Source organism: Cohnella silvisoli, from assembly GCF_021190915.1.
Taxonomy (GTDB): Bacteria; Bacillota; Bacilli; order Paenibacillales; family Paenibacillaceae; genus Cohnella; species Cohnella silvisoli.
The window spans coordinates 182,494-196,847 of sequence record NZ_JAIOAP010000005.1 but is presented as its reverse complement, the minus strand read 5'-3'; the positions used below and the strand labels follow the sequence as shown (position 1 = coordinate 196,847).

Genomic DNA, 14,354 nt, shown 5'->3' with positions numbered 1-14,354 from the left:
GTGCGCATTTTTAAGCAGTCAACCGTTATGATCCTATTGTCATTCATTCTCATACTTACCGCATGCGGAAATAAAGAAAACAACTCAAACGCATCACCGTCGGCTTCTCAACCCCCAGCATCAGAATCTGCTTCTCCGTCAGCGACGGATACGGCAAGCGCCGCGAACGAAACCCGCACTTTCAAGCATGTTCTAGGCGAAACAACAATTACCGGAACCCCGAAACGCGTTGTCGTTCTCGAGTGGACTCATGCGGAAGACGTGTTGGCTCTTGGCGTTCAGCCCGTAGGGATTGCGGATATCGAGAATATGAAAAAATGGGTGAGGCTGCCCGTTGCAATAGACTCCGCTGTCGTGGATCTAGGAGACCGGTCGACTCCGAACATGGAGATGTTAGCCTCCTTAAAGCCGGATCTCATCATCGGAACGAAATTCAATCTCGAGAAAACCTACGATACGTTCAGCAAGATCGCTCCTACGCTCGTTTATGATGCTTACCCGCAGGAGGGTCAAGGCGATCAGTACGAGGAGATGGTTAACACTTTCAATCAAATCGCCGACGTTCTGGGCAAGAAGCCGGAAGCGGAAGCGGTGCTTCTTAACCTAGATAAGGCATATGAGACGGCGAAGGCAAAAGTCGCGGCGACCGGCAAGGACAAAATTCCGTTCGTGCTCGCAATGGCATACAGCAATCAGAATGCGGTCACTTTCCGTTTGTCCACGGACAACTCCATGGCGGTTAAGATTCTGGAGCACATCGGCCTTACGAATGCTCACAAATCCACTAAGTTCGAGAATTATGGATTTACGACAACGGATGTAGAGGCGCTTCCGGCCGTGCAGGATGCGAACTTCCTGCATATGATTCAAGAAAGCGATAACGTGATCGAGAATCAATTGAAAGACAACTCGGTATGGAAAGGCCTGAATTTCGTTAAAGAGAACCGCGTGTACGCTCTGGGCGGAGATATGTGGCCTTACGGCGGACCCTTGTCCGCGCAGATCATGGCTGAGAAGACGGCGGAGCTTCTGACGAAATGAGGTTCATGAAACGAGAGCTGGCAGCGGCTTCCGCGCTGAATGCCCTTCCGAACCGCAACGCTAGCGGTAAAGTAGGCTGGAGGCCGTTATGGGTGCTGCTCGGAGGTCTTGCCGCGCTAAGTATTCTCACTTTCCTAAGCCTTACGCAAGGCTTGGCGAATATATCGGTTCGTTCGGTCATCATGGCTATAATTTCCCCGCAGGACATAGCGGATCACAATATGATTCGGGGAGTAAGGCTGCCTAGAACGGTCATGGGGTTATTATCCGGTGCGGCATTGGCCGTAGCGGGGGCGCTTATGCAAACCGTAACCCGCAATCCGTTAGCCTCGGAGACGACTTTGGGCGTAAATGCGGGAGCCTATTTGGCTGTCGTCGCCGGATCGATTTTCTGGCCCGCTATGCTTCATCAATTTTCGCTCCCTTTTGCCGTTGTCGGGGGTACTCTCGCGGCCGCAGCCGTATACGGGCTTGGGGGAGGGCGTAAAGGAACGCCGATCCGGATCGCTTTGTCGGGGATGATTATTACTCTAGTTCTATCCTCGTTTACCAGCGCATTCATCCTGTTAAACCAAGAGTCTGTAAAAGGAATTTTCTTGTGGGGATCGGGGTCGCTCCTTCAGAACGATTGGGATGGCGTTGGTTTCTCGTGGCCTTGGATTATCGGGGGAATCGCCATCATCTGCGCAGCCGTTCGGCATCTCGACGTCCTTACGTTAAGCGAAGAGACGGCCCGTTCTTTGGGGCAGAAGGTCATTGGAACCCGTATTATGGCGATGGCCATTGCCATTCTCATCGCTTGCGTCAGCGTCAGCGTCGTCGGGCCGATCGGTTTCATCGGTTTAATCGCCCCGCATGTGGTGCGAATGTCGGGTTTGACGAGGCACGCTTGGCTGATACCGGTCAGCGCGCTCTGGGGAGCGGCTATTCTAGTAGGCGCGGATACGCTTGCCCGGGTATTCGCCGATGCTTACGGAGAACTCCCCGCAGGAGCCGTTACCGCCATGATTGGCGCGCCGTGGCTTATTATGCTGGCATTAAAAATTTCGCGCAAAGCTCAGTCGGCAACGAATTCCGGCTCTTCCATGAGCGTCGGGGGTATGCAACGGCGTTTTCCCTACACGGTGTTGGTTGCGGCGTTCAGCATTCTATTAATCGTTGTCTGGATTGCCAGCCTAACAAGCGGAAGCATGCACATTCCATTGTCTGAAGTGATGGCGGTGTTAACCGGACATGGAGAGGATCTGTACCGGCAAATTCTGATCGATTTCCGGCTGCCGCGAATGCTTGTGGCAGGTCTTGCCGGAATGGCGCTCGCCGCAAGCGGAAGCCTGCTGCAAAGCGCTGTCCGCAATCCGCTAGGCGATCCCCAGGTTATTGGCGTAACGGGTGGAGCGGGCGTTGGCGTGCTGCTTCTCATGGTCGCGATACCTCAAATCGCAATGGGCTGGATGCCTGCGGCAGCGATAATCGGCGGGGTTGGCGCGGCTGCCGTCGTGTACTCCGTTTCATGGAAACGGGGGCTTAACCCGACGATTATTACGTTAGTAGGAATCGCCGTATCCGCAGCGGGCGCGGCAATCATTAGCATGCTTGTCATCCAGGCCGAGATGAAGATAGCGCCTGCGCTGGCTTGGATGGCGGGGAGCACATATGGGCGGGGTTGGCCGGAAGTGTGGCAGATGGTGCCTACCGTCTGCATTCTGCTTCCGATCGGATGGTGGCTGGGGCGCAGGGTCGACCTGCTTTCCTTCAGCGACGAAAGCTCAACCGGACTTGGGCTGCGGGTGAGGCGAGTAAGACTATACGTCGCGATCGTCGCGGTCCTGCTGGCTTCGATCTCCGCCGCGAATGTCGGAGCGGTCGGCTTTATCGGACTTCTTGCCCCGCATGCGGCAAGAATACTGGTCGGATCTCATCACCGCCGCGCGATGGTCATCTCCGCTTTGCTCGGAGGCGTGCTGCTGGCAGCCGCGGATTGGATCGGAAGAATCGTTATCATTCCCAAAGAGTTACCTTCCGGGATTGTTACGGCATTGCTCGGCGCGCCATATCTTGCATTTCTCATGTATAAAGCGGGCAAGACTCGCAACTAAACGTTTACGCTCTCCCCCAGCATTGTTAGAATGTAGAAAATGGGGGAGGGTGTTTTTTTGTGGATAAACAAGTTAGGGAGCAGAAGCTTGCCGCTGTAATTGCGAATGTCGGCTCCGTTGTTATAGGTAAGGAAAAGGTATTGGAGCACTTGCTTATCGCGCTGCTTTCTTCCGGCCATATCATTCTGGAGGACGTACCCGGCACAGGCAAGACGCTTCTCGCGAAGACTCTCTCCAGAACGATCGACTGCCATGTTCGCCGCATCCAGTTTACCGCCGATTTGCTTCCTTCCGACGTTACGGGCATTAACTTTTACAATCAACAGGAGGGACGATTCGAGCTTCGGCAAGGTCCCGTCTTTACGAATATTTTGCTGGCGGACGAGCTCAACAGGGCTACGCCTCGCACGCAATCCAGCTTGCTGGAGTGCATGGAAGAACGGCAGGTGACGATCGATGGCGTTACCCACGTCTTGGATACCCCGTTCATGGTAATCGCCACCCAGAATCCAATCGATAATCACGGGACGTTCCCGCTGCCGGAAGCTCAATTGGATCGCTTCATGATGTGCGTGTCCATGGGTTATCCGACTGAGGATGAAGAACAAGCGATATTGCAGCGATTTACCGCTGGCAACCCGTTGGAAGCGTTAGAATCGATCATAAGCAAACAAGAAATTGCCGAACTGCAAAGTCTTGTACCGAAGGTTTACGCTAGCGATGAGATCGTTAGTTATTTAATCGCGATCGTGAAGTCTACGCGTAACCATCCCGATATATCGTTCGGAGTCAGTCCTCGGGGAAGTTTGCAATTGCTTAAGGCATCTCAGGCACGCGCGTTGCTGCTGGGACGCGATTTCGTGATCCCGGACGACGTGAAAGCTTTGATCAAACCCGTATTGGCGCACCGAATTATTCTTAAAGATTCTTTCCGGGGCGAAACCAACCGTGCGGATCAGCTATTGGATCGCCTCGTGGCGGATATCCCCGTCCCGACTGAAGCCGTACTGGAGTCGAGGTAAGATGGCCGTCCTCATCTGGGTCGTTCTTATGATGTGCGGCTGTTATATTTTGCAGAGAATCGCCTATCGGTGGTTTGGGCTAAAATCCGTTACTTACATTCGTTCATTCAGCGTTCCTAGGTTATTTGCGGGCCAGACGGTATGGATGCACGAGACGATTGCGAATCGTAAAAGACTTCCGCTGCCTTGGCTGCGAGTGGAGTCTCTTCTTCCTGCCCAATTGGTATTCAAGCAGCAAGAGGCGCACATGTCTATCAACCGGGGGGATCAGCTGCAAAACCATGCCAGCTTGTTCAGCATTCCACCTCATACGGAGATCGTGCGCAAGCATGAAATTTTGTGCCCGCATAGGGGGAAGTATCGCATATTAAGTTATACCCTCTCTTTGGGAGATATCGTAGGCGTAACGAGCAAGACGGTAAAACAGCCGGCCGATTGCGAAGTCGTTGTCTATCCCAAGGTGAAGGAGCTTCGCGACTTCCCATTGGAGGCAAGGAAATATCTTCAGAGCGTGAGAAGCATGAATAGTCCGATCATGGAGGACCATTATTACGTTGCGGGGATCAGGCCTTATCGGCAAGGCGATTCCTTCCGCATGGTGAATTGGAACGCGACGGCTAAGTCAGGAGAACTGCTCGTACATAAGCGCGAGAGCATGCAGGACAACGATCTGACGATTATTCTTAACGCCGAGTTATTGGACTCCGCCCATAATCGGCGGATTACGCCGGAAGACTTCGAAGAAGCGCTCAGCTATGCGGCTTCAGCGGCGCAATACGTTGTTTCCGGCGGAGGCAAAGCCGGGCTTCTCTTTAACGGAATCGCCGAGGGGAATGAAGGGATGCTGTTCAGGGCGCCGGCAAGAGCCGGTTCCGCTCACCTTGATCTGCTTCTTGACGCCATGGCTTCTTTTCAGCCGGTGACGACTTTAGGATTGTCTTATGTTCTGGAGCAAGTCGTTGCCGATCGGACGAGCGGGATGAATTATATGCTGATTACCGGCTTTGTTGACCGGAAACAAGAAGATCTCGTTCGGCAACTGCGCAAACAGGGCAATGCCGTAGAGCTCTTGCTCCTTGCCAAGGAGGTGAAGTCCTAATGGGATATGAATCCTCCGCAGTTGGAAGAGCCATTTCGAGAATATTGCTGGAATGGTTAATATGGTTGCCTTTGTGGATCATACTCACGATTAACATTGGAGCAATGGGCAAACTCGGCACGATAGCGGCGGCGACGGGTTTCTTTGCGCTCGGGTTTCTGCTATTCAAGCTGTCTGCGGTGTGGAGCCGGATTACGGTCGCGGCTATACTCGTTATCCTCGTTGCCGTCGGGATCGGCCGATATACCAATGATCTGTCCATCTTTCTATGGATGGGCGTATTGCTATGGAGAGGACGTTATCGCAGACTCAAGCCCCTGCATTACGGACTCGCTTTCCTCATCTGCGCTGCGGCTGTTATCGTCGCTTCACAGAACGATAGTTTGTCCGGTTACCGCTTGTTGTTCGTTATTTTAGCTATAGTCTGGGTAGTCATATGGTTTATTTCGATTAACAGAAGCTTGTTGGATGAAGCAGGCTTGCACAGCAACATTGTCACGCGACCGGTGAGATTGGCTAATCGCAAATATCTCTTTATTTTCCTAGCCGCGGGACTGCTCGTCTTTGCGCTCACGGTCAGTTATGGCCAGCAACTGCTGACGCCTCCGAAGATAAACACGGATTTGTTGGACGTGAGTGAGCTACAACCTCCCCCAGAACCGCCAAAAACACAAGAAAACCCCTTGTCGGGACTATTGGATAAAGAACAAGGCCCTCCTTCGCCTATATGGGATATTCTGTTCTGGATCATGGTCGGAGCAGCCGTTGTGGGGGCGATATGGTTTGCGCGATTGATGTGGAGAGATAGAACGTGGACTTGGAACGGAATGATCGAAGCGATACGTCGTTGGTTTATCAGAGCCAAGAAAATGGAGGCTCTGCCTTACGTGGAAGAGCACCGAAGTCTGTTGAAGGAAAAGAAGAAAGGCCATAGCCGCTTCGACGCCTTATTTCGCAGGCATAATCGCATTGCGGAATGGGAGCGGCTAAGTAACCCGGAGAAGGTTCGCCGCCTGTACGAGGAAACGGTATTGTCCGGGATCGAGCAGGGGTATGACTTCCAGACCCACCACACGCCGGCCGAAACGCTGGAGGGGATAGAGAGGTGGCGGGCGAGCCAGCGGCCGGTTTCGGATAACGACAAGCACTCTTCCTATTGGAAGTGGCTTCTCGTCATCCGCCTATCGTTGCTCCAATTGTACGAGAAGGCCAAATACAGTCCCCACTCGATAACGGAGCAGGAAGTGAAAGAGCTGAAGGAGCACCGTCCGGAGGGGAAAGATGCCTCTCGTAGATCGCCTTGAAATGCTTTGTAATTATTTTGAAAAAAGGACTTGAGCATGACGTAACGTCATGATTTATATTGAATTTACCGCGGGAGTCAAACTTCGTACGAAATGAGGAGATGATGTTGAACAAGAAACATTGGAAGGTAGGAGAGCTGGCGAAGCTATCCGGATTGACGGTTCGGACCCTTCGATACTATGACCAGATTAAGCTTTTCTCGCCTTCTCATTTTACGGACACCGGGCATCGGCTCTATAACGAAGAGGATCTCGTGCGATGTCAACGAGTCATGTCGCTTAAGGAATTGGGCTTCTCTTTGGATCAAATTAAGGAATTAATCGAAAGCCCCGAATTCAATCCGGAAGAAGTTATCCGGGTGCAATTAGAGCGGTTGAACGAAGCGATCAGAATTCAGGAACAGCTGCGGGTCCAGTTAGAAAACGTATACCGGTTGCTAAGAAATCAACAAACGGTATCGGCAGAGGATTTTATCCAATTAATCGAGGTGATGAGAATGAATGCCGACAAATATTTTACGCAAGAACAAATGGATCAATTGCACATGAGAAGCCAGCAACTTAACCAAAACCAAACTCAAACCGTTCAGGACAACTGGTCTGATCTGATCGAAGCTCTTCGAGCCAAAATGGAGAGCGGAACTTCGCCCGATAACCCGGAAGTTATTCAACTGGCTAAACGGTGGAAAGAATTGATCGATCTGTTTTCCGGTGGGGATCCGGAGTTTATTAGATCAGCGGAAAAGTTTCATGCCGAGAACCCGAATAATCCGCTTCAATTTGGTTTAGATGGCGAGCTTTATCGTTATATCAATAGAGCTTTGTCGTGATAAGATAAACCTTATTAGGCTGGAGGGAGCGGAACGGATGAGTGATGAATGGAAGGAAGACCTGCGATCTGTTATTCAAGAAGAAATACTTCCACGTTTAGATTGGATTGAGAACGAGCAAGCGTTGATTAAACGGACAGTACTGGAGACTAATGATAGCGTTAAGCGGCTAGAAGCGATTCAAGAAAGCCAACATCGTATTATTGAACTCCTTTCCGTTCGCTCCATCGAACAGGAAGCCCAACTGAAACGAATTAAATAGTATTTTAAGAGTATGGGATTGTTCCAAGCCATGAAAATGGCAAGGGAATAGTCCCATTATTAATATCGGCATCTCCTTATTGGCAAAGTCCTTCCTCGACTAAAGTACAGGAAACATACTCACCTCAAGCCCATTATCCTATTAACCTCACGACGGTATACTTCATTCATACAAGAGATTTCAGGAGGATGAAGTATCATGCAAGCAACTATGGAACCCGTATTGCAGCTTCGGAATGTTACCAAGAAAATCGGCAGACGTACTATCGTCGACAATCTTTCCTTTGACGTCCCCGCGGGAGAGGTATTCGGATTTCTAGGTCCCAACGGTGCCGGCAAAACGACGACGATTCGCATGATCGTCGGGTTGATCTCGATGACGAAAGGCGAGGTTATCGTTAAAGGCGTCTCTGTCCGCAAACAATTCGCGCAAGCGATGACCCATATCGGAGCAATTGTCGAAAACCCGGAAATGTACAAGTTTCTGTCGGGTTATCAGAATTTAGTTCATTTCGCACGTCGCCATTCCGGTGTTACGAAACAACGGATTGATGAAGTCGTTAAGCTCATGGGCCTTCAGAATCGGATCCATGAGAAAGTCAAACGCTACTCGCTTGGAATGAGACAGCGGCTTGGCGTCGCTCAGGCGATTTTGCACAGGCCTTCCGTGCTCATTTTGGATGAACCGACCAACGGACTCGATCCCGCAGGCATTCGCGAGTTGCGCGACTATCTACGGAAGCTTACGCAGGAAGAAGGAATTGCCGTTATCGTCTCTTCTCACCTGTTGTCGGAGATGGAGTTAATGTGCGACCGCGTGGCGATCATCCAAGGCGGTAAGCTTATCGTTGTCCGCTCTCTGCAAGAAACGACGGATTCCGTGCAAACCAGAATTATCATTGATGTCAGCAGCCCGCCTCTTGCCTATCAATTATTAACCGAATCCTTTAAGGATATGAGTATCTCTATCGTTGGCAAACAGCTTGAATTGGAGACGGACAAAGCTCGCATTCCAGAAATCGCAAGGCTGCTTGTTAAAGCCGAGCTTGATATCTATGGCATATACTCGTCTCAGAAATCGTTGGAAGATCAATTTTTGGAAATGACCGGAGGCGAGATGGTTGTCTAATTTTAATGACCTGTTGCGAAATGAAAATATGAAAATCTACCGGCGTCCCCGGACATGGTTGATGATCGGGTTCCTTGTGCTGTCTTTATTGCTGATGAGCGGCTTGATGAAGTGGGATGAAGTTCGCAATGAAAGCCCCGATTGGAAGCAGCAAGTGACCCAGCAAAATCTTGTCCTGCAAAAAGAAATTCAGGAGAACAATAAAATAGGTCCCGATCATATAGAGAGCATGAAAAAAGAGATCAAGTTGAACGAATATTACTTGGAGCACAATATCAATCCGAACGAACAATCGATGTGGGATTATGTCAACAATTCGGCAATGCTCATTATTTTGGTAACGATTTTGACGGTTATCGTCGCTGCGGATATGATCGCGGCTGAATTCACATGGGGAACGATTAAACTATTACTGGTAGGCCCCGCATCGCGAAGTAAAGTCATGCTCAGCAAGTATGTCGCAACGATGGGCTTTGCGCTGCTGTTGCTCATCATCTCGTTTGCAGTCGCCTTCGCGGCAGGGGCGGCGCTGCAAGGTTTCGGCGGATTAAACCTCCCGCATCTGACGATAGGCGCGGACGGTATCGTGCACGAAGGCTCCATGGTTGTAGACTCTCTGCAAAGATACGGCTATGCCATTGTATCGCTTCTGATGTACGTCACGTTCGCCTTCATGATCTCGGCAGCGTTCCGCAGTTCCTCAATGGCAATTGCTTTCTCGCTCTTGTTCATGCTTGTCGGCAACACGTTAACGGCGGTCTTCAGCAGCTACGAATGGGTAAAATACTTGTTATTCGCCAACGTCGACCTGACCCAATATTTGGCTGGCTCCAATCCAGTCCGACCGGAGATGACCCTCTCCTTCTCCATCATGATTCTAATCGCTTATTATGTCCTGTTCCAGTTTGTTTCTTGGCTCTTGTTTACGAAACGCGACGTTGCGGCTTAACAAATGGAAAAATACCTCCATCCCCAATATCACTAACAACCGTTCAGCGCCCGGGTTTCCGGGCGTTTTTTCGCTGTCCTTGTCTGAATCGACTCCGATAAGAATGACAATCTTTGTCCCCAGGGATGACGAAGTCGTTTTGGCAGAAATAGAGCGTCTAAATCGCTTTAAATCGTCGGATGAGGCACTTGTGGAGGAAATAGAGCGTCTGAGTCGCTTTAAATCGCCGGGTGAGGCACTTGTGGAGGAAATAGAGCGTCTAACTCGCTTTAAATCGTCGGATGAGGCACTTGTGGAGAAAATAGAGCGTCTAAGTCGCTTTAAATCGTCGGATGAGGCACTTGTGGAGGAAATAGAGTGTCTGAGTCGCTTTAAATCGCCGGGTGAGGCACTTGTGGAGGAAATAGAGCGTCTAACTCGCTTTAAATCGTCGGATGAGGCACTTAGAGTGGGATACTTATGCCGTGGTCCTTAGGACGACCAAGTTGTTTTTACTTGTTGCGCTTCGGAGGTGTCGGCTTTCCCCTATCAAGTAGAAATCGGAATAGAAAGTAGAAGTTTTAGTATATCTGGCACACGGGCGACCGGGATAAAATGGTATTGCAACGCTTGTAAGTCCGCAAAACCTGCAAAGTCCGCTAGCGGGAGGAGGGACGGTTGATTCAAGCTGAAATTGAATGGACTGTTTTGACTAAGTTGAAAAAAGGAGAGATTCGGATGACGAAGAATCGCTTTTCCGTTATGGCTGCTGCCGGCATCGTCTCGCTTATCGTCTATTTGGCATTCATGATGACGGCGTTCGCGGCATCGGCGCCGGTCGATCAGTATAACGGGGTCAACTATTCGGCCGTCACGATAGGAACGACGGACTCGGCGGCACAGAAATTTACCGCGAGCAGCACGTTCTACAGCGTCGCTGTCAGGGCTCCGAGCTATGGAGACAGCAACGGCAATTTGACTATGCGACTGTATGCTTGGAATACGAATTATGCGACGACGGTTGCGGGTACGCCAGTCACGACTCGCACATTCACGAATTTCGGCGACAATGAATGGCTGCGCTTACAATTTCCCGCGCAAAACGCCGGAACGTATATTTGGACTTTATCGGGAGCGACCGGATGGGTCGGCGTTTGGAAAATCACGGACAGCACGGATGCATCGATAGCTTACTGGAACGGAACGGCTGTGACCGGAAACTATCAGGGCCGGATTTATTACGGTGATTCGGATCCGAATTTGTACAACGGGGTCGCTTACGTCGGCACGACGATCGGCACTTCGGATACCGCGGGTGAAGCGTTCGCGGCGACGGTTCCGTTCCACGGGCTGTCGATACGGGCAACGAGCTTCGGCGACAACAGCGGAAGCTTGACGCTGCGCGTATACGCCTGGAACGGAAGTTACGCGACGACGGTCGCCGGCACGCCGGTCAATACGAAGACCTTCACCGACTTCACGGATAACCAATGGTTTCGGATCCAATTCGATACCCAACCGGCAGGCCAATATTTGTGGACGCTGACGAATGCTTCGGGCTGGGTTGGCGTATGGAAAATTACGGACAGCGACGACCCGGCGCAGGCTTACTGGAACGGGGCGGAAGCGACAGGCGATTATCAAACGAAGCTGGAATACGGGAATCCCGAGCCGGAGCCTTATCTATATGACAACGTGAGTTATGCGGACGTGACGATCGGTTCGTCCGATACGGCGGGATCCCGGTTCACGGCGCGCGACAAGTTTTACAGCCTCGCGATTCGCACGCCGAGCTATGGTGACAGCAACGGCAATTTGACGCTAAAGCTGTACGCATGGAATACCGATTACGCGACATCGGTTGGAGGTACGCCGCTCGTCAGCAAGACGTTCACTAACTTTGCGGACAATGCTTGGCTACGCATTCAATTTCCCGAGAAAGCGGCGGGCCAATACGTTTGGACATTGTCCAACTCCACGGGCTGGGTCGGAGTATGGAAAATAACCGATAGCGCCTACCCGGCCACGGCCTACTTCAACGGAACGGCGGTTGCCGGGGATTACCAGGCGCGGCTGTATTACGGGGAATATGATACGGCGCCTCAGGAAATGTACAGCCACGTCGATACGACAATACGGGATGTGCCGATCTCCGGCTCCGGAACCGCAGGGGAGAAATTCAAGGCGGTGTGGCCTTTTACGATGATTGAAGTTAATACCCCTAGTTACGGTGACAACCAAGGCAATCTGACGCTAACCCTTTATGCCTGGAATACCGATTACGCGACGACTGTAGCCGGTCCGCCGTTGGCGGCGAAGACGTTCGTCGACTATACGGATAACGATTGGCTGTCTTTGAATTTCGCGGAAAAAGCGGCGGGTGACTATTTGTGGGTGTTAAGCAGCGGATCGAACGGGGTTGGCGTATGGCAAACGTCGGGAAATAACTTTTTCCCGGGAACTCCCTACATCAATGGAGCAGTTGCTTCTTCTTACGGGGATTTCAAAGCCCGGATCACGTACACGCCGAGCAAGGTGCTGCCCGACCTTCCGGTTTTCTCGTCATCGAATGCCTCTTATTCGGACACTCTGAACCATATGTACAAATACCTGTACACGCTCAAGTTCGGTCCGAGCCCGATCGATGGCAACCCGCAGACGAACTGGATGCAGTGGGACGCCATGACGACTGCATGGATGAACACCGGCCTGAATAAGGGGAAATACGGAGCCGACTACAACCAGGTGCTTCGCAATCATTTGCTGAACGACGTCAAAATGACCTCCGATGGCTATGTCTACGTGCTGAACGCAACGAATTGGTGGAGCGAAGGCACGAGCTTGGTCGGCTGGCCGTTTCCGTCGACGGGAAGTCCGGACGATCCTACAGTGAATAAATATACGTTTAACTCAAGCACTTTGGGTTGGACGACGAATATGAGCAGCCATGCGATTTCCGGCGGAAAATGGGTCATTCAAACACCGGGCAGCGACCCGTATATCCTATCTCCAACCCAGAGCACCCTAGCTTCGCATATGCCGTATCTGTATGTCCAGATGAGCAATTCGAACGCCAACACAGTCGGCAAAATTTATTTTACGACGACTACAGATTCGGTTTGGAACGAGGCGAAGAGCGTCACCTTCACGGTGGACAATACGGGCGTGAACAAAGGGTACCAAATTCCGATGTATCAAAATCCGAGCTGGACGGGCACGATCGCGCAATACCGGCTCGATCCGGTGGAAACCGGACAGACGGGCGGTCAGGTGGCAGTGGCGATGGTGAAAGGGGAATACGATACGCGCCACGTGCAAACGAATACGGCATTCGTTCTGGGCAGTGCGGAATTGTTCATGTGGAATCCGAGCGACGTTGCGTTCCTTCAAAGCAATATCGGCCGGATGCGCATAGCTTTGCATTTTCTCAAGACGGAATTCGATTCCGGTACGAACAACTATTTGACTGTTCCGTGGAGGGGCCATGAAGGCACGAGCGGCGTCGACGTGACACAGCCGAATATATCCGACCGTTACCTTCACGGCAAAGGGATCGGCTCGAATTATTGGGACATCCTGCCGATCGGCAATAAGGATTTCTACGATACGATCTATTATTACGAGGCGTTAAAGACGATGTCGCAAATCGAGAAGCTGATCGAAGATAATCCCGGCTGGTCTATCGCGGCCAATCCATACGGCGAGTCTTCAACCGTCCTGAGCTCCAAAGCGACGAAAGTGTTCACCGCGGTAACGGGCGGAACGACGTTCTGGAACACGGCCACCGGCAGGTACGTACCGACCGTGGACGTAAACGGCGCGCTCCACGACTACGGTTATACGTTCGTCAATCTGGAGGCGTTGGCGCAGGGCTTGGCGGATTCGACCCGGGCGGCGAGCATATTCGACTGGCTGGATGGCGCGCGCACGGTGACAGGGGATACGTCGACGGGCGCGGACATATACGCTCCGAAGTTTGCCGCGAGGGCTTCGACGAAGCGCAACGGCGATTGGTACAACATCATCTGGGCGCAGCCGGAAAACTATCCGTTCGGCACGCAGGTTCAGGACGGCGGCGCGATTCTATACGTCAACTATTACGACGTGATGGCCCGCTTGAAATATAAGTCCGCGGATAATGCATGGACCCGGTTCGCGCAAATGCTGGACCTGCATCAGCAAGCCAGGGAAGAGGGCGGTTACCGGTCTTACTATGATATCCGGGGCATTCATATGCAGGGAGACGGATCGGCGGGAGGCATCGGCATCGACGCCGAATTTACGGAATCCGCGCTTGCCCCATTAGCGTTCCTATATGGATTTCTTGGCGTCGATACGGATAAGGACGGATTGGTCATCGCGCCCAAACGCCCATCGGCGCTTAGCTGGATGAAAGTAGAGAAGCTCTATTACGACGGGGCGGAAGCCTCCGTCTATGCCTCCGCGTCGGAGACGACCGTTACGATCAACGTGGCCAGCGGCTCCAAGTCGCTGAAGATCGGCGGCTTAACTCCGGGCGTCGGCTATGCGGTGAAACGCGACGGCGCGGCTTGGCAATCGTATACGGCCGACAGTTCCGGCTTTATTCGGTTCTCCACGTCGGGAACGGGTTCGCACGGTTACCAAGTCGTTTTATAAGAAATT

At 51.9% G+C, this 14,354-nt stretch carries 10 protein-coding genes; all 10 read left to right on the top strand.

What is annotated here, in order from left to right; translation table 11 throughout:
• The 10 genes from K7P76_RS11870 to K7P76_RS11825 all read left to right on the top strand — a co-directional run bounded on the left by K7P76_RS11870 (position 1) and on the right by K7P76_RS11825 (position 14,348).
• A complete protein-coding gene (locus K7P76_RS11870; protein ID WP_232185513.1) occupies positions 1-1,041 on the top strand; it encodes an ABC transporter substrate-binding protein in 1,041 nt (346 codons plus the stop codon).
• Positions 1,038-3,137: a Fe(3+)-hydroxamate ABC transporter permease FhuB gene (gene fhuB / locus K7P76_RS11865; protein WP_255678471.1), complete on the top strand. Its 2,100-nt coding sequence runs from the start codon at positions 1,038-1,040 to the stop codon at positions 3,135-3,137. Before K7P76_RS11870 ends, fhuB begins: the two co-directional genes overlap by 4 nt.
• 59 nt (positions 3,138-3,196) lie before the next feature.
• Positions 3,197-4,159: an AAA family ATPase gene (locus tag K7P76_RS11860; protein WP_232185512.1), complete on the top strand. Its 963-nt coding sequence runs from the start codon at positions 3,197-3,199 to the stop codon at positions 4,157-4,159.
• A 1-nt stretch (position 4,160) separates the two neighbouring features.
• Positions 4,161-5,258, top strand: coding sequence for a DUF58 domain-containing protein (locus tag K7P76_RS11855; protein WP_232185511.1), 1,098 nt, complete (start codon positions 4,161-4,163; stop codon positions 5,256-5,258).
• Positions 5,258-6,562 (top strand): hypothetical protein, encoded by a 1,305-nt coding sequence (locus K7P76_RS11850; protein ID WP_232185510.1) that lies wholly within the window; start codon positions 5,258-5,260, stop codon positions 6,560-6,562. The genes K7P76_RS11855 and K7P76_RS11850 overlap by 1 nt, the downstream gene beginning before the upstream one ends.
• A gap of 104 nt (positions 6,563-6,666) precedes the next feature.
• A complete protein-coding gene (locus tag K7P76_RS11845; protein WP_232185678.1) occupies positions 6,667-7,392 on the top strand; it encodes a MerR family transcriptional regulator in 726 nt (241 codons plus the stop codon).
• A 37-nt stretch (positions 7,393-7,429) separates the two neighbouring features.
• Positions 7,430-7,654, top strand: a complete 225-nt coding sequence (locus tag K7P76_RS11840) for a hypothetical protein (protein ID WP_232185509.1) — start codon at positions 7,430-7,432, stop codon at positions 7,652-7,654.
• A 210-nt stretch (positions 7,655-7,864) separates the two neighbouring features.
• Positions 7,865-8,782 carry an ABC transporter ATP-binding protein gene (locus tag K7P76_RS11835; RefSeq protein ID WP_232185677.1) on the top strand — a complete coding sequence of 306 codons (918 nt, stop codon included), beginning with the start codon at positions 7,865-7,867 and terminating at the stop codon, positions 8,780-8,782.
• Positions 8,775-9,731, top strand: coding sequence for an ABC transporter permease (locus K7P76_RS11830; RefSeq protein ID WP_232185508.1), 957 nt, complete (start codon positions 8,775-8,777; stop codon positions 9,729-9,731). The genes K7P76_RS11835 and K7P76_RS11830 overlap by 8 nt, the downstream gene beginning before the upstream one ends.
• Before the next feature lie 717 nt (positions 9,732-10,448).
• On the top strand, positions 10,449-14,348 hold the full coding sequence (locus K7P76_RS11825; protein WP_232185507.1) for a hypothetical protein: 3,900 nt from the start codon (positions 10,449-10,451) through the stop codon (positions 14,346-14,348).
• Positions 14,349-14,354: the final 6 nt, after the last annotated feature.